We start from the raw sequence: 17,894 nt of genomic DNA on the forward strand, positions 1-17,894 counted from the left end.
GTGTGGCGGCGGGGACACCGCACCACCGTGTGAGTGGCCGCGACACCGTGCGCACGACGGCCGGTCGGCGCCAGGCGTGGGGCGTTCTAGAGCGAGATCCAGCAGAACAGGGACTCGTCGTGGTCGCGGGCCTCTTCGGCGAACGCGACGAACACGGCGAGCCAGCCGGCGAGCTCTTCGGGGACCGAACCCTCCAGGTCCTCCAGGCGGGCCCACCGCTCGCACCATCCGAGGAGGTCGGCCGCCCGCAGATCCGCGAACAGGTCACGGATCCCGTCCGGAAGCTCCTCCACCCACGGCCCCTCGTGCTCTGACAGGGTCTCCTTCCAGGTGTCCTCGGTCCCCGGTTCCGGGAACGGCCATATCAGCCGACTGTCGAGTGTGGCCGGTGTCCACTCGGTGTCCCGGATCAGGGCCACCAGGGTGCCCAGCACCACGCCGGGGTCGATGCCCTTGGCGTCTACCCCGGGAAACACCGGTGGACCGCCGCCGGACGGGTACAGCGGGCTTCCCCGGTCCACGGCCAGCCGCTTCAGGACCGTGTCGGTGTCGGGCGCGCGGAAGTAGTCGTACAGGGGCATCGGGTCTCCGGGGATCGTGAGTGGCCGTGACCATATCCGGCCCCTGCGACACCGGTCCCGGGCACCGGCGGGGTACCCGGGACCGGTGTCGGTCACGGCTCCACGATGAGGAAGTCGGGGTCACCCGGATCCAGTACCGAGGTCAACCGTTCCAGGACCGACGTGTCACCGTCCATGGTCATGCCCGCCGACCGGGCGGCCGCCATGTCACCGGTGGCGAGTCCACCCAGCGCGGTGCGCGGCACCGTCACCGTCAGCCCGGAGTCGCCGTCACCGTCGCGCACGTAACTGAACACGCCGTTCCGCAGTGTGGTGCGGAACCGGGCGTCGTGGTCGGGGAAGACCCACGCGATCGCGAGGTCGAGGTCCCACGCCTTCGGCCCGTCGATCTTGACGGCGAGCGCGTCGAAGAACATCTCCGGCGGCAACTGGTTGAGCATGTCGGGCGAGCTCGACACCGTCGGCGTGCCGAACGGACCGTTGCGCAGTTCCCTCGCCCCCGACAGGTAGCAGTTGCGCCAGGTGCCGTTCTCGCTGCCGAAACCGAGCCGCTCCAACACGTCCGCCAACAGGCCGCGCGCCTCCCGGTGTCCCGGTTCGGCGAAGACGACGTGGTCGAGCACCTGCGCCGCCCACCGCAGGTCGCCCGCCTCGACGGACTCGCGAGCCTTGCCGACCACCGCGTCGGCACCGCCCATGAACTCGACGTAGCGGGCGGCGGCCTCCTCCGGCGGGTGCTGCCACAACCGGGCCGGATTGCCGTCGTACCAACCCATGTAACGCTGGTAGATCGCCTTGACGTTGTGGCTGACCGAACCGTAGTAGCCGTGGGTGTGCCACGCGCGCCGCAGCGCCGGCGGCAGTTCGATCATCTCGGCGATCTCGATGCCGGTGTATCCCCGGTTCAACAGCCGCAACGTCTGGTCGTGCTGGTAGGCGTACAGGTCCCGTTGCAGGCCCATGTACTCCCGTACCTCCGCGGCGCCCCAGGTCGGCCAGTGATGGGAGGCGAACACGACGTCGGCCCGGTCGGCGAACAACTCGATCGCCTCGGTGAGGTAGCGCGCCCACGCGTGCGGGTCACGCACCAGCGCGCCGCGCAGTGTCAGCAGGTTGTGCAGCGTGTGCGTGGTGTTCTCCGCCATGCACAACGCCCGCCTGTCCGGGAACAGGAAGTGCATCTCGGCGGGCGCCTCGGAGCCCGGCGCCATCTGGAACTCCATGCGGACCCCGTCCACCGTGAGTTCCTGCCCGGTGCGCGATATGTCCACGGTGGGCGGTATCAGGCTCACCGTCCCGGTGGAGGTGGTCTGCCCCAGGCCGGAGCCGACCCCGCCGCGCGGGTCGCGTGCCAACACCGCGCCGTACATGTACCCGGCGCGGCGCGCCATCGCGATCCCGGCGTAGACGTTCTCGGAGATCGCGTGCGTGACGAACCCCTCCGGCGCGATCACCGGGACCCGCCCGGCGTCGACGTCCTCCTGCGAGACGACCCCCTTGACGCCACCGAAGTGGTCCACGTGGCTGTGCGTGTAGATCACACCGGTCACCGGCCGGTCGCCGCGATGCGACCGGTAGAGGTCCAGTGCCGCCCGCGCGGTCTCCACCGAGATCAACGGGTCGATGACGATGACGCCCGTGTCGCCCTCCACGAAGGAGATGTTGGAGAGGTCCAGCCCGCGTACCTGGTAGATGCCCTCGACGACCTCGTACAGGCCCTGCTTGGCCACCAGCGACGACTGCCGCCACAGGCTCGGGTGGACCGTCTCGGGGGCCTCACCGGTCAGGAACGCGTACGAGTCGTTGTCCCAGACGACGGTGCCGTCGTCGTCGTGGACGACGCCCGGGTCCAGCGTCGCCAACAGGCCCCGGTCCGCGTCGGTGAAGTCGCGCCGGTCTTCGTACGGGAATCCCGCGTCGGTCATGTCGCCCCCCAAAGACTGATGTGCCCACCGGTCGTGCCCGGTGCCTCACGTCAGGGTATGTAGATCCGCGCCGCCGTCATGGACTTCGCACCGCCGTCCGCGCGCCGCGCCGAAACCACCACCCGGCCGGGCCGTCGCGCCTACCATCCAGGTCACGGGGGTGGGCGATGGGGGAGACGCCGTTGACGCACGGCGAACGCGCCGAACTGGCGGAACTCCGTGCCCGCCACGCCGCGACCCGCCCGGCGCGGCGCCGGTGGCGCTGGATCCTCGCGGTGCCGCTGTTCGTGCTGGCGGCACTGCTGACGGTGACGGTCGGTGGTCGCGGTGTTCGCCCGCAACGAGGTACTCGACACCGACCGCTACCTGGAGAACGTCGCGCCCCTGGCCCACGACCCGGCCGTGCAGGCGGCCGTCGTCGACCGCGTGACCACGGCGGTCACCGAGCGCCTCGACGTGGCGGCACTCACCGCCGACGCACTGGACGCGATCGAGTCGCCGCGGCTGCGCGACCGGCTCGACGCCCTGGCGAGCCCGCTGGCGTCCTCGGTCGAGTCCTTCATCCGCGACCAGGTCGAGGAGCTGGTCCACGGTGACCGGTTCCCGCAACTGTGGACGAACCTGAACCGTGAGGCGCACGAGGGCGTCACGGCACTGCTCACCGGCCGGCAGCCCGAATCGTTGACCGTTCACGACGGCACGATCTTCCTCGACTTGGGGCCGGTCGTGGCGGAGGCGAGGGACCGGCTCGTCGCCCGCGGCTTCGGCCCCGCGGCGGCGCTGCCGGACGTGTCGGCGGAGCTGCCGCTGACCGACGCCGCCCCCGTCGCGCGCGCCAGGAACGTCGCCGCCGCGCTGGACCTGGCGGCCTGGCTGCTGCCGGCCGCCGCCGTCGTGCTGTTCGCCGTGGCGCTGCTGACCGCACCGGACCGTCGCCGTGGCCTGCTGACCGGCGCGCTGTGCGTCGCCGTGGGCGCCGCGCTGTTGTGGGCGGCGCTCACCGTGGCCAGGACGGCGTTCCTCAACCGGTTGCCCGAGACCGTGCGGTCGCCGCAGGCCGCCGCGGCGATCTACGACACCACGACCCGGTTCCTGGTCGCCGCCGCCCAGACCTTGACCGTCCTGTTCCTGATCGTGGCGCTCGTATGCGTACTGGCGGGTCCGGGCCGCGTCGTGACGGCCCTGCGGCGGTCGGCCGCGCGGGGTTGTGCCGCGATCGCGCGGGGAATCACCCTGACGGGGGTTCCGGCCGGTCCGGTACCGGGATTCCTTCGCGTCCACCACGCCGCCGTGCTCACCGGCGTCGTCGCCGCCGCGGTGGTGTGGCTGGTCCTGTGGCGCCACCCCGGCGTGACCGGGGTACTGGTCGTCGCGGCGGTGACGGCGGTGGTGGTGGTCGTCGTAGAGGTCGTGGCGAGGGTCGGACAAGCCCCACCCGCCGACACCGGCACCTGAACGCCACACGCCCGGCGATCGCCGTGGCCCGGAACGAGGGAGGACGTTGTGGGAACCGTCATCGGGGAGCTGCTGCCGTTGGCGGTGGCGGTCGCGATCAGTCCCATCCCGGTCATCGCGGTCATCCTCATGTTGCTGGCACCCGAGGCCACCGCCACCGGTGCCGGATTCTGCGTCGGATGGGTCGCCGGGATCGTGGCCGCGACCGTCCTGTTCACCGTCCTGACGGCGGTCCTCGACCTCGGAGGCGCGGGCGGATCGTCCACCGTGGTGGCGTGGGTGAAGCTGGCCCTGGGCGTGCTGCTCCTGGCGCTGAGCGTCCGGCAGTGGCGATCACGGCCGGGACCGGGCGAGGAACCGGTGACACCGGGCTGGATGCGGGCGGTCGACCGGTTCACGCCGCCGAAGGCGTTCGGGCTGGGCTTCGCGTTGGCGGCGGTCAACCCGAAGAACCTCGCCATGTGCGTCAGCGCCGGCGCCACCATCGGAACCGCGTCGTCGACCGCCGGAGCCTCCGCCGTCGCGGTCGCGGTGTTCACCCTCGTCGCGGCGGCCACCGTCGCCGGCCCGGTGCTCGGCTACGCGGTCGCCGCCGACCGGTTGCGGGGCGCGCTCGACCGGCTCAAGGTGTGGTTGTCGGCCAACAACGCGGCCGTCATGAGTGTCCTGCTGCTGGTGATCGGGGCGGTACTGCTGGGCAAGGGCATCGGCGGCCTCGCCTGACCCCGGCGGGTCTCGTGGCGGATGCGCGGCCGGGTGCCGTATGTCGTCTGTGGACGACGACCCGGGCGGGGCGTCTTCGTTCCCGCCACTTCAACATATGTACCACGCGCCGTGCCCGACGCGACACCGGGGGTGTTTCGGCAGCGTACGCATGGTGCAGAATCTCCGGTCACGAGACAGACGACAGGACCGGAGGCGCGGGATGCGAGTGTTGTTGACGTCGGTGGGTTCACGCGGTGACATCCAACCCCTGGCCGCCTTGGCGCACCGGTTGCGGGAAGGCGGCGCGGAGGTGCGGGTGTGCGCGCCACCGGACGAGGAGTTCGCGGACCTGCTGGCCGGGGTCGGGGTGACCCTGACGCCGATGGGTCCGACGGTGCGGTCGGTCGTCGCCGGTGACCGGCCGCCGACCGCCGAGGACGCCTTCCGGTTCGCGCGGGAGCTGGTCGCCGCCCGGTTCGACGTCCTCGGCGCGGCAGCGCGGGGGTGTGACGTGCTGGTGGCGACCGGCCTGATGCCGGCGGGCGCGCGAGACGTCGCCGAGCGGTTCGGAATCCGGTACGTGTACGCCGGGTTCCACACCTACGGGCTGCCGTCACGGCACACGGTCCCCGGCGCGCGGCCGGGGAAACCGTCCCCCGATGACGAGACCGACAACCGCAGGCTGTGGGAGCAGGACGCCCAGCGCGTGAACGCGTTGTACCGCGAGGCGCTCAACACCCACCGGCTCGCGATAGGGCTGTCGCCGGTCGAGAACGTCCGCGACCACGTCTTCGGCGACCGGCCGTGGCTGGCGGCCGATCCGGTCCTGTGCCCGTGGCGGCCGGGCGTGACGGACCTCGACCTGGTGCAGACCGGCGCGTGGATCCTGCCGGACGCGCGCCCGCTTCCCGACGAACTGGAGGCGTTCCTGGATGCCGGTGAGCCCCCGGTCCACGTCGGATTCGGCAGCATGGCCGCGTACACGCCCGCCGACATCGCGGAGGTCGCGATCGGGGCGGTCCGCGCGCACGGCCGCCGCGTCGTGCTCTCCCGCGGCTGGGCCGGCCTGCTGCCGACCGACGACGCCGGCGACTGCATCGTGGTCGGGGAGGTGAACCAACAGGCGTTGTTCCGGCGCGTGGCGGCCGTGGTGCATCACGGTGGTGCGGGCACCACGACCACGACGGCGCTGGCCGGTGCGGCACAGGTGGTCGTCCCGCACATCGCCGACCAGCCGTACTGGGGCGCGCGCGTCGCGGAGTTGGGAATCGGTGCGGCGCACGACATGTCCGCGCCCACCGTCGAGTCGCTGGCGGCCGCTCTGGAGATCGCGCTGCGCCCCGGCACCGCCGCCCGTGCCGCCACGGTGGCCGGATCGATCCGCACCGACGGTGCCGCAGTGGCGGCGGGCCTGCTCTGAAACCCGCCTTGGGTGGCCTGAGGCCCATCGACGTGCCTCGAATCACACCGAATGTCCGGATTTCGGCGGGCTCACGGCCACCCAAGCCGGGCCTGCGGCCACCCAAGGCGGAACGGTCGGACGGATCCGGCGGTCAGTCCGTGGTGCCGTTCCGCTTGGCGCGGGTGGTCGCGACCGCCGCGAGCACGGCCCCGGTGACGGCGGCGACGAGGTAGACGGCCAGTCGTGCCGCGAAGCCGCCGGGTAGGAATTCCAGCAGTCCCGCGTCCTCGTGGTCGACCAGGAGTCGTATCCCGCCTTGGGCTCCCAGCACCAGTAGGGCCATTCCGGTGATGGCCGTGATCGTGTTCCGCGTGTCCACGTTTCTCTCGTCTCCTGAGTGCGATCTTTTATGGTTCGATCGAACCATAACACGGTTTTGGTACGATCGCACCACGGCATCGGCCGGGCACGACGACGAGAGACGGTGAACATGCCCCGACAGGCGGACCACGACGCGCGACGCCGCCAGATCGCCGAGGCGGTCTGGCGGTTGGCCGCCCGAGGCGGACTGGAGGACGTGACGCTCCGGCAGGTGGCCGCCGAGGCGGGCGTGTCCGCGCGGCTGCTCCAGTACTACTTCGGGACCCGGGACCGGCTCCTGCTCGGAGCCTTGGAGATCCTGAACGCCGACGCGGAGGCCCGGGCCGCGGAACGGCTGGCCGGACTCGGTGAGGCCGCCGGGACCCGCGCACTCGTGCGGGGGGTGCTCCTCGAAATGCTGCCGCTGGACGAGGAACGGCGCAACCGGCAGGTGGTCTACGCGGCGTACTTCGTGCGGTTCCTGGTCGAACCCGCGCTCGCCGCCGTCGCCGGGGCGGCGACTCCCGCCCTGGAGGAACTGGTCACCGGGTTGATCGTGCGAGCCCAGCACACCGGCGAGGCCCGGGGTGATCTCGACGCCGCCGGCGAGGCCGCGTATCTGTTGGCGGGGGCGGAGGGGCTGCAATCGGGTGTCCTGTTGGGACAGCGGGACGCCGACCGCGCGGTCGCGCTCATCGACCGGCAACTCGACCGGATCTTCACCGCTACCACGTGAGTTGCCCGGCGGCCGCCCGTCTCGCGGCGCCGTCGTGCACCGATCCCGTGCGCACTTTTCATCTATGCATTGACATGTGCAAGTGCCTGCGGGCATGCTGTGTGGCGGATCGACCGCCCCTCAATCCACCACACACGCCGGCCCGACGATCCCGCCGGGTCCATTCCGCCCACTCGGCCATGCCGGAACGTTCCACCGGACGCGACGCATACCGCCCCGACAGGACCAGCCGGTCGCCCCACGACCGATCACCGGAGGATCCGCCCATGTCACTCCAGACTCGATTCCGGGCGGCCACGGTCGCCGCCGTTCTCGCCGTACTCGTCGGGACCGGAACGGCCACAGCCGTGTCGGCCGCACCCGTTCCCTCGGCGGGCACCGAATCCGCCGCCGTCGCGGCGATCCCGGCATGGCCCGTCCTACGCCAGGGAAGCACCGGTGCCGACGTACGGACCGCCCAACTCCTGTTGACCGCACGCGGATTCGCCACGACCGCCGACGGACAGTACGGTCCCGGAACCGCCTCCTCGGTGGCCCGGTTCCAGACGTCACGAGGTCTGGCCGCCGACGGGGTGATCGGTGCCCGCACCTGGTCGGCGCTCATCGTCACCATCTCGGAGGGAGCCCGCGGCGACGCGGTACGCGCGCTGCAGGTCCAACTGAACAACCTCGGCGCGAGCCTGGCCGTCGACGGCGTCTTCGGCGGCATGACCGCCTCCACCGTCCGGTTCTGGCAGTCACACATGGGCCTCACCGTCGACGGGATCGTCGGCCCTCAGACGTGGCGGGCCTTCATCGGCCACTGACCCCGGCGACACTTCGCCCTCGTCCAGGCGGAAACGGTGCTCCCCGAACGGTTCGCCCGGGCAGGGGGATCCCCCGATCGCCTTCACAGGTCGTGGAGTGGCCTACCGTGTCTCGCAAGGGACGGCCGGGGCCTCACGTGAGCAGGCGACGGCGGTAGCCCTCGGCCACCGCCGAGGCCCGGTCCCGGACGCCGAACTTGTCGTAGATGTGTTGCAGATGGGTCTTGATGCTCGCCTCGCCGATGAACAACGCCGCGGCGGCCTCACGATTCGAGCTACCGTTCGCGACCAGCTGCAGCACCTGCCTCTCCCGGTCGGTCAGCGTGCCGGCACCGGGCCTGCGGACCTGCCCCATGAGGTGCTGCGTCACCGACGGCGCCAGCACCGACTCGCCACGCGCGGCCGCGCGGACCGCCCGCGCCAGTTCCTCCGGCAGCGCGTCCTTCAACAGGTAACCGAACGCACCCGCCTCGATCGCCGGAAGGACGTCGCTCTCGCCGTCGAAGGTCGTCAGGATCAGCACCCGGGCGTTCGGGGCCTCCTCGCGCAGGATCGCGGTGGCGGCCACGCCGTCCGTCCCCGGCATCCGCAGATCCATGAGCACGACGTCCGCCGCGAGCGCCTTCGCCCGTGCGACGCCCTCGGCGCCGTCACCGGCCTCACCGACCACGACGATGTCCTCGGCGTCCGCGAAGGTGTCCCGTAGGCCGCCCCTCACGATCGGATGGTCGTCGACGATCAACAGCCGGATCACCGGTCGCCCTCCCCTTCCGCTCTCACGCCCCGGGGGCTATCGCCGGAACGCGCGCGCTCACGGACGTCCCCTCACCCGGGGTGCTCTGCACCTCCACGTGACCGCCGACGCCCCTGATGCGTTGGCGCATGCTCGTCAGGCCGAAACCGGTGTCGGCCGACTTCGCGAACCCGCGTCCATCATCCCGCACGTCCAACAGCACCTCGGTGCCCGTGTACGACAACGTGACACCGACCCGCGAGGCGTCCGCGTGTTTCGCCACGTTGGTCAGCGCCTCCTGCGCGACCCGGAAGAGCGACACCTCGATCGCCGGACTCAACGGTTCAGACGCGCCCGTGACCTCCACATGCGCACTCACCCCCTCGTCCCGCGACCATCGCCCGGTCAACGTGCGGAGCGCGTCGGGCAGGTGCGCCTCGGCGAGTTCCCGAGGCGCGAGCGCCCGCACGGACCGTCTGGCCTCGGCCAGGCTGCCGCGTGCGAGCCGAAGGGCACGCGTGACGTGCTCCTCCGTCTCGCCCCGCGCGCTCGCGGCACGCTCCGCCGCCTGGAGCTGCGTGATGATGCCCGCGAGACCCTGCGCGAGCGTGTCGTGGATCTCACCGGCGAGACGCTGACGCTCGTCCTGTGCCCCGGACTCCCGGGCCTGCGCGACCAGCTGCGCGTGGAGCCCGGCGTTCTCGTGCAGGGCCGCCTCCAGTCGTGCGACGAGCTTCTCCCGTTTGCGTTCCTCCGGCTCGCTCCGCGCGGTGAGCAGGATCCCCGCCCCGATCGCCGCGGTCTGCACCGCGACGATCAGCACGAACTCCGCCAACGCGGCCGGGCTCGGGTGCGAGAACGACACGCCCATCGACGCGCCGTTGAGGGCCACGGAGGTGGCCAGGACCCCGACCATCCCCACCGGCCAGGGTTTGAGCAGATAGGCGTGGAAGAAACCCGCGATGGTGAAGACCAGGAAGATGTCGGAGTACGTCATCAGGGTGACGCACAGTGCCAGCAGCCCGACGAAGTAGAGGGCGGTCGGTACGGGCCGCAGCGCCCTCCTCTTGATCGGCAGCGTGTGACCGAACAACATCCACAACGCCGAGACCGCGACCAGCCCGAGGACGGAGGTGCCCTCGGGCCAGAAGCGTTCACCGGAGGCCGGAAGCACCCACGAGAAGTAGATCGTCGTCGAGACCGTCAGCAGCAGCCACGGTGTGAACAACTGCAGCAGGTCCCAGACCCGCAGCTGCTCCTCCTTCCAGGCCAACCGGGAGCGGTTCGCGACCGCGGCCTCTCCCGCGATCGCGGACTCGTGCGCGCTCGCGCGCGGGCGCGCACCGGCCCCGGCGTCGTCGGTCATCCCCACCTACTCCCAGCGGAAGAGCTTCGCGGCGATTCCGCCGGCCACCACCGCCATACCCGCCATTATCGCGATCTGCAGCCAGAACGGCTGCCCACCGGCCGTGGCCGTGATCTCGCCCGCTTCGGGGGACCACGCCGCGGTGAGGGCCTGCAACCCGGGCGGAATGTACTCGCCGGCCTCGCGCAACAGGTCCGGCATGAGGACACGCGGCAGGAAGGCCCCGCCGAAGAACATCAACGCGACGAACAACAGAGTGCCGATCTGGTTCGCCGCACCACTCGTACGGACCACCGCCGCGGAGATCATGCCGAGTCCGAGCAGGGCCGCATAGCCGACGGTGAAGGCGACGACGAACTCCAGGAGGCGTGTGGGCGGCGAGATGCCCAGTACCGCCCACGCGACCAGGATCATGAGTGCCGCGGAGACGACCACGGAGGCGAACGCGACGATCATCTGCGCGAGCAGGATGGTGCGCGGATGGGCCGGAGTGGTCGACAGCCTCCGCAGGACGCCTCGCTCGCGGTACGTCGCGATCACCACCGGGATGTGCTGCACCGCGATCATCACCATCCCGAACACCAGGGCGGTCGGTGCCCAGACGTCGATGGATCTGAGCCCGCCGGTCTCCGGCGACGGCTCCCTGAGCGCCGGAATCGCGCTCAACGCGAGCAGCAGTCCGGTCGGGAACAGCACGCCGAAACCGACGGTGGCGGAGTCCCGGAGGAACAGTCTCGTCTCGACCTCGATCGTCTTCGTGAGAGCGGACACGGGTCAGCCTTCCTTCTGGAGGGGTTCGGGGGATTCCGGGGCGCGACCGGTGAAGGCCTCGAACGCGTCGTCGAGGCCGTGGCGGTCCACGCGGAGGTCCTCCGCGACGACCTGTGCCCTGGCGAGAGCCCCGGCGACGCTGCTCAGGAGTTGTCCGCTGCCGGTGACCGTCCAGCGGCCCTCGGTGATCTGGACGTCGGTCACGTCCGGAAGCCCGGTCAGGACACGCCCGTCGAGCGGCTGCCTCACACGGAACCGGACCCGTTGCACCGCGTTCGCCTGCGCGATCAGTGCCGCCGGCGTGTCCACCGCGGCGACCCGGCCACCGTCGATGACGGCGATCCGGTCGCTGAGGCGTTCGGCCTCGTCCATGAAGTGCGTGACGAGGAGGATCGTGACGCCGGTGTCGCGCACCCGGGCGATGAGGTTCCAGGTGTCGCGTCTCGCCTGCGGGTCCAGTCCCGTCGTGAGCTCGTCGAGGATCGCGATCCTGGGGCCGCCGACCAGGGCGAGCGCGATCGACAGCCGCTGCTTCTGTCCTCCGGAGAGGGCCTTGTACCGGGTGTCGCGCTTGTCGGCGAGACCCAGCAGCTCCACGAGTTCTCGCCAGTCGGCCGGGTTCCGGTAGTAGGAGCTGTAGAGCTCGAGGGCTTCGGCGACCGTGATCGCGTCGGGGAAGCCGCTCTCCTGCAACTGGACGCCCAGTCGTTCACGCACCTCCGCGCGATCCCTGATCGGGTCCAGTCCCAGTACCGAGATCGCGCCGGAGTCGGGCGTTCGCAGCCCGGCGATGCATTCGACGGTCGTCGTCTTGCCGGCGCCGTTGGGTCCGATGACGCCGAATATCTCGCCCTCCTCAACGGTGAAGGAGACGTCCTCGACGGCGACGTGCCGCCCGTAACGTTTGTGCAGATTCCGTACTTCCAGTGCGGTCATACCGCCAAGTTATGGGCGTACCCGACCCGCGACATCGACCGTCGCAGGCGTGCTCGGGTTGATTCGCGTCTCCACCGTTCGGTGGACCGCCGGCCCCCGACCGTCGCCGTGCGTCGATGGGACGGCGAGTCGCACGCCGGGACCCGTCCGGAGGGCGGTGCCCTGTCGGACCCGCGTGGAACACTCCGCGCATGGAGATGACGGTGCAACTCACCATCGACTGTTCCGACCCGCAGGCGATGGTGGCCTTCTGGTCGGAGGCCCTGGGCTACGTGCCGGAGCCGCCACCGGACGGGCACACCACCTGGCGTGCCTACTGGGCGGCGATCGGGGTTCCGGAGTCGGAGTTGCCGTCCGGCGCCGGCGACGTCCCGGAGTCGATCATCGACCCGGCGGGGCGTGGACCGAGAGTGTGGTTCCAGCAGGTTCCCGAGCCGAAGGTCGCCAAGAACAGGTGGCACTTCGACCTCAAGGTCGGCGGAGGCCGTGACGTCCCACTGGACCTCCGCGCGCGGCGTGTCACGGCGACCGTGGAACGGTTGGTCGAAGCGGGCGCCACCCTGCTGAAGATCAAGGACGAACCGGAGGCGGGTCTCTACGCCGCCGCCATGCGGGATCCCGAGGGCAACGAGTTCGACGTCGTGTAGCGCCCCGGTGTGCCCGCCCGCACGCCGGGGCCGTCACCGGCCGACCGGGTCGATCGCGACGGCCGCCTCGGACGGACTCGTCGTGGTCGGGATGTCCAGGAACGGTGAGAGCAGGCCGACGCCCTCCGCGATCCGGCGCCAGAACCGTGGCGAGTCGACGGGCAGGAAACCGCCGACGTGGAGGACGAAGAGCGTGTCGTCGACGATCTCGATGTGCGCGGATCGGCTCAGCGGGAAGACGACCTCGGCGATCCCCGTCGCCAGGAGCCGACCGAGGAGCGGATGATCGGGCCGGGTGCTCCACACCGACCCGCCCGCGGGCCCGGGAACGGGTTCCAGGTGCGCCAGTCTCCGAGGCGGTGATCCGGGCTCCCGTGCGACCACGGTGTGCGGATAGGACTCCCGGAGGGTGAACATGACGTATCCGGCCTCGAAGGACGAGGACCCGTCGAGGTCGTCGTCGTAGACCTCCTGGTAGTTCGCCACCGTGAGGAAGCCGGGTCGAGAGAGACGGTCGAGGTGGCGTTGCCCCACGACCAAACCGCTGAAGATGTGGGCGGCGGGGCGCCGCACGTCCGGTTCCGGCCGGTACTCCAGGCCGTTGCGGCGGGCGAAGCCCGCGAGCCGGTACCGGCGCCGGGTCCGGGTGACCCAGAAGTCGCGCCAGGTCGCCGCGACCGTCGTCGCCCCACCTATAAGCGCGAACCCGGCGATCAGCGCGGCGCCCAGAATCGCTTGCGACGTCGGCCCCTCAACGGTGAGGATGACCACCGGTGCCGCCACGAGGATCGCGAGGAAACCGACGATCACGAGGGAACGTGGCATCCACTGCCACCCGTGCCGGGTGGCCAGGTCGGTGCCGTGCTCGCCGGACGCCGCCTCCCGGCGGAATCGCCGCCACGCCGCGCCTCGTGGGCGGGCGGTCAACGGTGACAGGTCGAACCCGTGCGCCCGTTGCTCGCGTGGGCTCGTCCGGTCGGTCGCGCCGTCGACGTCCATGACTTTCCTACCTGTGCCGCGGTGTGCCGTGGATTCGGCCACCTCAGGATGACACGTGCCCTTCGCGCAGGGAACCCTCGACCTCCGCCGCCCCAACGGTTCACCGATCCCCTGTCCGAATGAGAGCGTGGCGGGTCCTACCATCGGGAACGTGACGACATCCGAGTACGTGCCCCATCTGGACGATGTGGAGGGTGCGGGCCTGTCGCCCACGACCAGCCACCCCGCCTACGTCGCCGCCGTGCCGGACTGGTTCTGGGACTCCGGGGACTGGCGCGCCCCCTTCGGCAACGACGACGGCAACGACACGCTCCGCCACCTGGAGAAGCACTAGGCGACGGGCACGCCCCGGGCGGCATCGCCGACCTGGTGGCGGAGTGGGCACTCGTACCGGAACACCTGTGGGAGAGTTCCCAGGACGACATCGTCGCCTGGCTCGACGCCGACGCGAGCCACATCAGGTTCATCCGCGCCGAGGTCGACGCCTACATCGCGGGAGCGTGCGGGCAGTTCAAGATCTCGGGCTGGATCCATCCGGCACTGCGTTTCTGGGCGGAACGCGCGATGATGCTGCTGGAGCACGTGCTGGACGAATGGGAGCAGCGGACCTTCGCCGTGGAGCCGGGCCGGTACGCCGAACGGCTCGCCGCCACCAGGGCGGTCATCGCCGCGGCACCCGAACCCCCGAGCGAGTTCCGGCTTCCCATGTACGAGGCGGCGCCCGGCGCGTAGCACCGGGGGAGTAGCCGCCCACCGGTGAACGCCTCTCGGTCACCGCCGCCGCCCGCCTTCGTGGCGTGGCCGGGTCCCGGTGCGGCGAAGGAGACCCGGCACCCCGATCGCTTCGACGTGATCCGGAACCGACGGTGCCGCTCAGAAGCGGTAGCGGACGACCCAGACGCCGCGACGTGCCTGGCCTCGCCAGCCGGCGAAGAGACGTGCGAGAAGCCGGTAGGCGAGGTTCAGCTTGTCGCGTTCCGGTGCGGCGTCACCGAACTGCTCATCGATGAAGGTGAGCGCGGGATTGAGTGCGGTGACGTCCTCGGGATCGGAGATGCCGTAGCCCCGGAAGTCGTGCGGCATCCCGACCACCTGGGTGAAGCGGCCGTTCATGCGGGCGGTGAGCCTGGTGTAGGCGTTGAACACGAGCTCTCCCGTTGCGAAGTGATCCGTGATACGGCGCAGCACCCTCCGGTTGTCGTCCTCGGAGAGGAAACCGAGCACGCCGTCGGACAGGATGACGGCGGGCCGGTCGCCGGGAATGGTGTCGGTCCATGTGGAGTCCAGGAGGGACACGCCGACGGAGTGGCCACGGTCGGCCTCGTCCATGAGAGTCTCGCGCAGTGCGATCACCTCCGGGAAGTCCACGTCGTACCAGTCGACGTCGCGCCAGGGTTCGGGTTCGGACGCGGTGAGCCGCCAATGGCGCGTCTCCAGGCCGCAGCCCAGTTCGACCACCACGGCGTCGCGGTGCCGGTGGACGAAGGCCGTCACGGCGCGGTCGAGCATCCTGCTGCGAATGGCGACGGCCTCGGGCACCCCCGCGCCCAGTCGCACAGTGGAGTGGTCGTAGTCGATCCCGCGTGCCAGTTCGACCGCCTTGGCGTCGTCGAGGAGTGGGCGCTTACGGTTCGCGTCGAGGACGCGGCCGTTGAGCGTGATCAGGAGCGTTTTTTGTAGCGGGGTTAGGTGGTCGATCGTGACCGTCGTCATCGTGGTCTCCTGTCGGGGGCGTCGTAGTCTGCGGTGGAGTCCTTGATCCGTTGCGCCGTAGGTGAGGTCGCGAACTCACCCATCGCGGCGTAGAGGTCGAGCATCGCGCCGCCGATCCTGGTGGTGTGGGGACGGTCGAGCGGGTCGGAGCCCATCTGCCTGGCCAGGTGGTCGTGAAGCACGATGGTGCCGCCGTGCATGGCGGCCATGACCGCCGCCGTGTGTCGCGCCGTGGGCGAACCGGCCGGGAATCGGTCCGGCCAGGTCTGACTGAGGAACGCCTCCGCCTCGGCGGAGAGCCGGTCGAACACCGTCGCGGCCGCCGGTGAGCCGTCGACGAGTGCCCGAGCGAGATAGCGCAGTAGCGGCCCGCTGGTGTCGTAGAGCCGGGCCATGAGATTCGGTTCTCCGAGTGTCCCGTCTGCGGCGCTGCGCGTCAGACGGTGACCGAACGTCTCGACCACGTGCGCGTCACAGGCCTCCCGTAGTGCCTCTTTGGAGGTGAAATGGTGTTGGACCGCTCCCAGCGAGACCCGGGCGGCCTCCGCGATGCCGCGCATCGAGGCGCCGGCGAAGCCGCGTTCGGCGAACTGGGCCAACGCCGCGTCTCTGATTCGTGCGCGCACCGTCAGGTCTGACGCCGGGCGGTCTACAGGTGACATGTGAGTACAATACATATGTATCGAAAACAAGTCAATTGTATTGCTTGCCGGGCCATCGATCGACGGCTGTGCAGTCAACGCCGCCGGCGCCGCCCCCACGGGGACGGTCTTGGTGATCGAGGTGCCCGTCCCGAGGGCGACGACATACCCGCGCGGGCTTCGAGGTGTCGACGGTGAGAACCCGCTCCGCGGGTACCCCGTTGATGCGGGAGGGGTCCCGGCCGTCCGGAGTTGGAATGAGACCCATGAAGGCCAACAGAAGCAGTGGAACACGGCTGGTCGTCGTCGCCGCCGTGGCGGTCCTCGCCACGGCGTGTGCGGCGGACCCTTCCGCCGGAGTCGACGGGCGATCCGGTCCCACCGGCTCCGATGCGTCGTCAGAGTCGACCGGGTCGGCGTCACCGTCGCCCACCGGGCCGTGCGCGGACGGGACATGCGAGCTCGACGTCGCCGAGGGCGACGTCGTCGCGGTTCCGCAGGAGTACGGCCTCGGCCCGATCGAGATCATCGCGATCACCGACACCGAGATCGAGATGGTCGCACCGGTGACCGGATCGGGCTTCAGCATCTCGGGCTGCGCGGGTGGTGGAGGTGTCACATCGCAAGGCGGTGGCGGAGTCACACTCACGTGCGCCGAGGGGACGACGGCCACCGTCAACGACGCCATGGCCCTGAAGGTCGTCGACATCCGCGATGGCACCGCCGCGCTGCACATCACGCCCGCGGAATAGGTCGCGGCCGCTGACGTTGCCTCGCGCACCCGGCGACGGCCCGGACCGTCCGGCGTGCCTTACGGGTCCGGGAGGGTCGGGCTGCCGTCAGGCTCCGGCGGTCAGTGCCTCGACGAGTTGACGGGCGCGGGTCTTCTCGTTGAGGAGGGTGTCGACCAGGGGACCGGTGCCCGGGTCGGTCATCGCGTCGCCGGAGGCCGCGCCCCGACCGAGGTAGCCCGCGACGGGCCGTGCGTCGTCCGTCAAGGGGACGCGATTCCCGGTGACGGCCCGGTGAACCGAGGCGTAGTCGACGCCGAGGTGGGCCAGCCGCTCACCGCCGCTGTACCGGGTGCCGGATCCGGCGGCCCGTTCTCTCGCCAGATGCGGGTAACGGAGCGCGACCTCATGGGTGGCCAGGACGGCCAGTAGTACGTGCTCGGTGCCCACCACGCCGTCACCGAGGCGGTGGGCCTGCTCATAGGTCTCCATGCCGACCCATTGGGCCGGCCGCGACGCCAGGTTGACCCCGGTGTTCTTGACCAGCCACCGTTTCCAGAAGGACAGGTGCCGGTAGTGCCCACGGCCGAGGACGACGTCGCGGGTGGCGTGCAGCAGGGGCGGGAGGTCGTCCTCCGGGCTTCCGGCGCCGCCGTCGAGGCGGACGAGTACGGCGTTCGGTGAGACGCCGCACGCGGACAGCAGTTCCACCGCCCGGTTCTCCCCCTCCAGCAGGCCGCACAGCAGGTGGGCCGCGTCGAAGCTCGCGGCGTCGTCCCGCCGTGCGTGCCCCATCGCCGTCGTGAGGGCGTCACGCGCCGCGCCGGTGAAGCGGACGCGCCGATCCGCGTCGTCGCCCAACAGCTCGCGCGCGCCGATGGCGTTCCGGGCGTCGTCACCGTTGGCCCAGGCGTCGTCCCGGCCCGCCCTGTCCCGCAACACCGCGAACAGCGCCGTCTTGGTCGCGCCTTCGGCCGCGAGCGCGTCCCGGGCCGCCCCCTTGGTTCCCGTGACACCGGCGAGCAGGTGCTCGGTACCCACGGTTTCGCTGTCGGTCGCCAACGCGCCGCCGCGCGCGGCCCCGAGGACTCCCGTGACGCTCAAGTCGGGTTCTACAAAGGCTGTCATGCGTTCGCCCCAATCCTCGTCCGGCTCGAACGCCAGCGTACCCAGGCGCGACAAGGCCACCCACTCCGAAGTGGAGCGACTGGGCAGCGGGAGGCGCCGGGTCCCCCGGTCGACACGATGCCCGGCGTCGGTTGCGGGAGTTTTGGGGCGGCGGAGCGTGGATTGTGAGGTCCGGCCGAGGCGAGGTGGTGTCGTGTGTCGGCGTCTGACGGCCGAGGTGCCGGCCGGTGGCGCTGACATTCCGCTGACGCGGCGGGCC

Annotated in this window: 20 protein-coding genes; 9 read left to right on the forward strand and 11 right to left on the reverse strand. The window is 70.8% G+C overall.

Annotated features, from left to right (window positions below; translation table 11 throughout):
• Nucleotides 1–86: 86 nt before the first annotated feature.
• Nucleotides 87–581, reverse strand: a complete 495-nt coding sequence (locus tag LX16_RS16930; RefSeq protein WP_147139977.1) for a hypothetical protein — start codon at nt 579–581, stop codon at nt 87–89.
• A gap of 92 nt (nt 582–673) precedes the next feature.
• Nucleotides 674–2,506: an alkyl/aryl-sulfatase gene (locus tag LX16_RS16935; protein WP_147139979.1), complete on the reverse strand. Its 1,833-nt coding sequence runs from the start codon at nt 2,504–2,506 to the stop codon at nt 674–676.
• A gap of 318 nt (nt 2,507–2,824) precedes the next feature.
• On the opposite strand from LX16_RS16935, the gene LX16_RS16940 reads away from it, so the two are divergent.
• The 3 genes from LX16_RS16940 (at nt 2,825) to LX16_RS16950 (ending at nt 6,086) form a co-directional block, all read left to right on the forward strand.
• Nucleotides 2,825–3,961, forward strand: coding sequence for a hypothetical protein (locus LX16_RS16940; protein ID WP_147139981.1), 1,137 nt, complete (start codon nt 2,825–2,827; stop codon nt 3,959–3,961).
• 48 nt (nt 3,962–4,009) lie between these two features.
• Entirely contained in the window at nt 4,010–4,684 is a 675-nt protein-coding gene (locus LX16_RS16945) for a GAP family protein (RefSeq protein ID WP_147139983.1), read from the forward strand.
• Nucleotides 4,685–4,886: 202 nt separating this feature from the next.
• Entirely contained in the window at nt 4,887–6,086 is a 1,200-nt protein-coding gene (locus LX16_RS16950) for a glycosyltransferase (protein WP_147139985.1), read from the forward strand.
• A 133-nt stretch (nt 6,087–6,219) separates the two neighbouring features.
• Here LX16_RS16950 and LX16_RS16955 read toward each other — a convergent pair whose 3' ends face one another.
• On the reverse strand, nt 6,220–6,447 hold the full coding sequence (locus LX16_RS16955; protein ID WP_244615858.1) for a hypothetical protein: 228 nt from the start codon (nt 6,445–6,447) through the stop codon (nt 6,220–6,222).
• A gap of 111 nt (nt 6,448–6,558) precedes the next feature.
• On the opposite strand from LX16_RS16955, the gene LX16_RS16960 reads away from it, so the two are divergent.
• Nucleotides 6,559–7,164 (forward strand): TetR/AcrR family transcriptional regulator, encoded by a 606-nt coding sequence (locus tag LX16_RS16960; protein ID WP_147140866.1) that lies wholly within the window; start codon nt 6,559–6,561, stop codon nt 7,162–7,164.
• 266 nt (nt 7,165–7,430) lie between these two features.
• On the forward strand, nt 7,431–7,970 hold the full coding sequence (locus LX16_RS16965) for a peptidoglycan-binding domain-containing protein (RefSeq protein ID WP_147139987.1): 540 nt from the start codon (nt 7,431–7,433) through the stop codon (nt 7,968–7,970).
• A gap of 133 nt (nt 7,971–8,103) precedes the next feature.
• Here LX16_RS16965 and LX16_RS16970 read toward each other — a convergent pair whose 3' ends face one another.
• Genes LX16_RS16970 through LX16_RS16985 form a run of 4 tightly spaced genes read right to left on the reverse strand, consistent with a single transcriptional unit; the run spans nt 8,104 to nt 11,776 of the window.
• Entirely contained in the window at nt 8,104–8,724 is a 621-nt protein-coding gene (locus LX16_RS16970) for a response regulator (protein WP_147139989.1), read from the reverse strand.
• Between the two features lie 22 nt (nt 8,725–8,746).
• The gene (locus LX16_RS16975; RefSeq protein WP_147139991.1) at nt 8,747–10,069 is read right to left on the reverse strand and encodes a sensor histidine kinase; all 1,323 of its coding nucleotides are present in this window, start codon (nt 10,067–10,069) and stop codon (nt 8,747–8,749) included.
• A gap of 6 nt (nt 10,070–10,075) precedes the next feature.
• On the reverse strand, nt 10,076–10,840 hold the full coding sequence (locus tag LX16_RS16980) for an ABC transporter permease (protein WP_211354546.1): 765 nt from the start codon (nt 10,838–10,840) through the stop codon (nt 10,076–10,078).
• 3 nt (nt 10,841–10,843) lie between these two features.
• A complete protein-coding gene (locus LX16_RS16985; RefSeq protein WP_147139993.1) occupies nt 10,844–11,776 on the reverse strand; it encodes an ABC transporter ATP-binding protein in 933 nt (310 codons plus the stop codon).
• 191 nt (nt 11,777–11,967) lie between these two features.
• Here LX16_RS16985 and LX16_RS16990 point away from each other — a divergent pair, with 191 nt between their 5' ends.
• Complete coding sequence (locus LX16_RS16990) at nt 11,968–12,423, forward strand: VOC family protein (RefSeq protein ID WP_147139995.1); 456 nt, start codon at nt 11,968–11,970, stop codon at nt 12,421–12,423.
• A gap of 33 nt (nt 12,424–12,456) precedes the next feature.
• On the opposite strand, the gene LX16_RS16995 is transcribed toward LX16_RS16990, so the two are convergent.
• Nucleotides 12,457–13,422 carry a hypothetical protein gene (locus tag LX16_RS16995; RefSeq protein ID WP_147139997.1) on the reverse strand — a complete coding sequence of 322 codons (966 nt, stop codon included), beginning with the start codon at nt 13,420–13,422 and terminating at the stop codon, nt 12,457–12,459.
• A 151-nt stretch (nt 13,423–13,573) separates the two neighbouring features.
• Here LX16_RS16995 and LX16_RS26675 point away from each other — a divergent pair, with 151 nt between their 5' ends.
• Both LX16_RS26675 and LX16_RS17005 read left to right on the forward strand, forming a co-directional pair.
• Entirely contained in the window at nt 13,574–13,756 is a 183-nt protein-coding gene (locus LX16_RS26675) for a hypothetical protein (protein ID WP_158645636.1), read from the forward strand.
• A 35-nt stretch (nt 13,757–13,791) separates the two neighbouring features.
• Complete coding sequence (locus LX16_RS17005; protein ID WP_147140001.1) at nt 13,792–14,154, forward strand: hypothetical protein; 363 nt, start codon at nt 13,792–13,794, stop codon at nt 14,152–14,154.
• A gap of 141 nt (nt 14,155–14,295) precedes the next feature.
• Here the strand turns inward: LX16_RS17005 and LX16_RS17010 are convergent, their stop codons facing one another.
• On the reverse strand, nt 14,296–15,135 hold the full coding sequence (locus tag LX16_RS17010; protein WP_147140003.1) for a class I SAM-dependent methyltransferase: 840 nt from the start codon (nt 15,133–15,135) through the stop codon (nt 14,296–14,298).
• Nucleotides 15,132–15,797, reverse strand: a complete 666-nt coding sequence (locus LX16_RS17015; protein ID WP_147140005.1) for a TetR/AcrR family transcriptional regulator — start codon at nt 15,795–15,797, stop codon at nt 15,132–15,134. The genes LX16_RS17010 and LX16_RS17015 overlap by 4 nt, the downstream gene beginning before the upstream one ends.
• Before the next feature lie 245 nt (nt 15,798–16,042).
• Here LX16_RS17015 and LX16_RS27200 point away from each other — a divergent pair, with 245 nt between their 5' ends.
• Entirely contained in the window at nt 16,043–16,528 is a 486-nt protein-coding gene (locus tag LX16_RS27200) for a hypothetical protein (protein ID WP_211354547.1), read from the forward strand.
• 87 nt (nt 16,529–16,615) lie between these two features.
• Here the strand turns inward: LX16_RS27200 and LX16_RS17025 are convergent, their stop codons facing one another.
• Nucleotides 16,616–17,635 carry a Clp protease N-terminal domain-containing protein gene (locus LX16_RS17025; RefSeq protein ID WP_147140007.1) on the reverse strand — a complete coding sequence of 340 codons (1,020 nt, stop codon included), beginning with the start codon at nt 17,633–17,635 and terminating at the stop codon, nt 16,616–16,618.
• Nucleotides 17,636–17,894 lie beyond the last annotated feature (259 nt).

Origin of the sequence: Stackebrandtia albiflava (assembly GCF_007994225.1) — a bacterium.
Taxonomy (GTDB): Bacteria; Actinomycetota; Actinomycetes; order Mycobacteriales; family Micromonosporaceae; genus Stackebrandtia; species Stackebrandtia albiflava.

Excerpts from the sequence above, each read along its gene's own strand:
- LX16_RS16995 (WP_147139997.1), bottom strand. The coding sequence starts at position 13,422 with ATGGACGTCGACGGCGCGACCGACCGGACGAGCCCACGCGAGCAACGG.
- LX16_RS17010 (WP_147140003.1), bottom strand. The coding sequence starts at position 15,135 with ATGACGACGGTCACGATCGACCACCTAACCCCGCTACAAAAAACGCTC.
- LX16_RS17015 (WP_147140005.1), bottom strand. The coding sequence starts at position 15,797 with ATGTCACCTGTAGACCGCCCGGCGTCAGACCTGACGGTGCGCGCACGA.
- LX16_RS16985 (WP_147139993.1), bottom strand. The coding sequence starts at position 11,776 with ATGACCGCACTGGAAGTACGGAATCTGCACAAACGTTACGGGCGGCAC.
- LX16_RS16960 (WP_147140866.1), top strand. The coding sequence starts at position 6,559 with ATGCCCCGACAGGCGGACCACGACGCGCGACGCCGCCAGATCGCCGAG.
- LX16_RS16965 (WP_147139987.1), top strand. The coding sequence starts at position 7,431 with ATGTCACTCCAGACTCGATTCCGGGCGGCCACGGTCGCCGCCGTTCTC.
- LX16_RS16935 (WP_147139979.1), bottom strand. The coding sequence starts at position 2,506 with ATGACCGACGCGGGATTCCCGTACGAAGACCGGCGCGACTTCACCGAC.
- LX16_RS16930 (WP_147139977.1), bottom strand. The coding sequence starts at position 581 with ATGCCCCTGTACGACTACTTCCGCGCGCCCGACACCGACACGGTCCTG.
- LX16_RS27200 (WP_211354547.1), top strand. The coding sequence starts at position 16,043 with ATGAAGGCCAACAGAAGCAGTGGAACACGGCTGGTCGTCGTCGCCGCC.
- LX16_RS17025 (WP_147140007.1), bottom strand. The coding sequence starts at position 17,635 with ATGACAGCCTTTGTAGAACCCGACTTGAGCGTCACGGGAGTCCTCGGG.
- LX16_RS16990 (WP_147139995.1), top strand. The coding sequence starts at position 11,968 with ATGGAGATGACGGTGCAACTCACCATCGACTGTTCCGACCCGCAGGCG.
- LX16_RS16975 (WP_147139991.1), bottom strand. The coding sequence starts at position 10,069 with ATGACCGACGACGCCGGGGCCGGTGCGCGCCCGCGCGCGAGCGCGCAC.
- LX16_RS16950 (WP_147139985.1), top strand. The coding sequence starts at position 4,887 with ATGCGAGTGTTGTTGACGTCGGTGGGTTCACGCGGTGACATCCAACCC.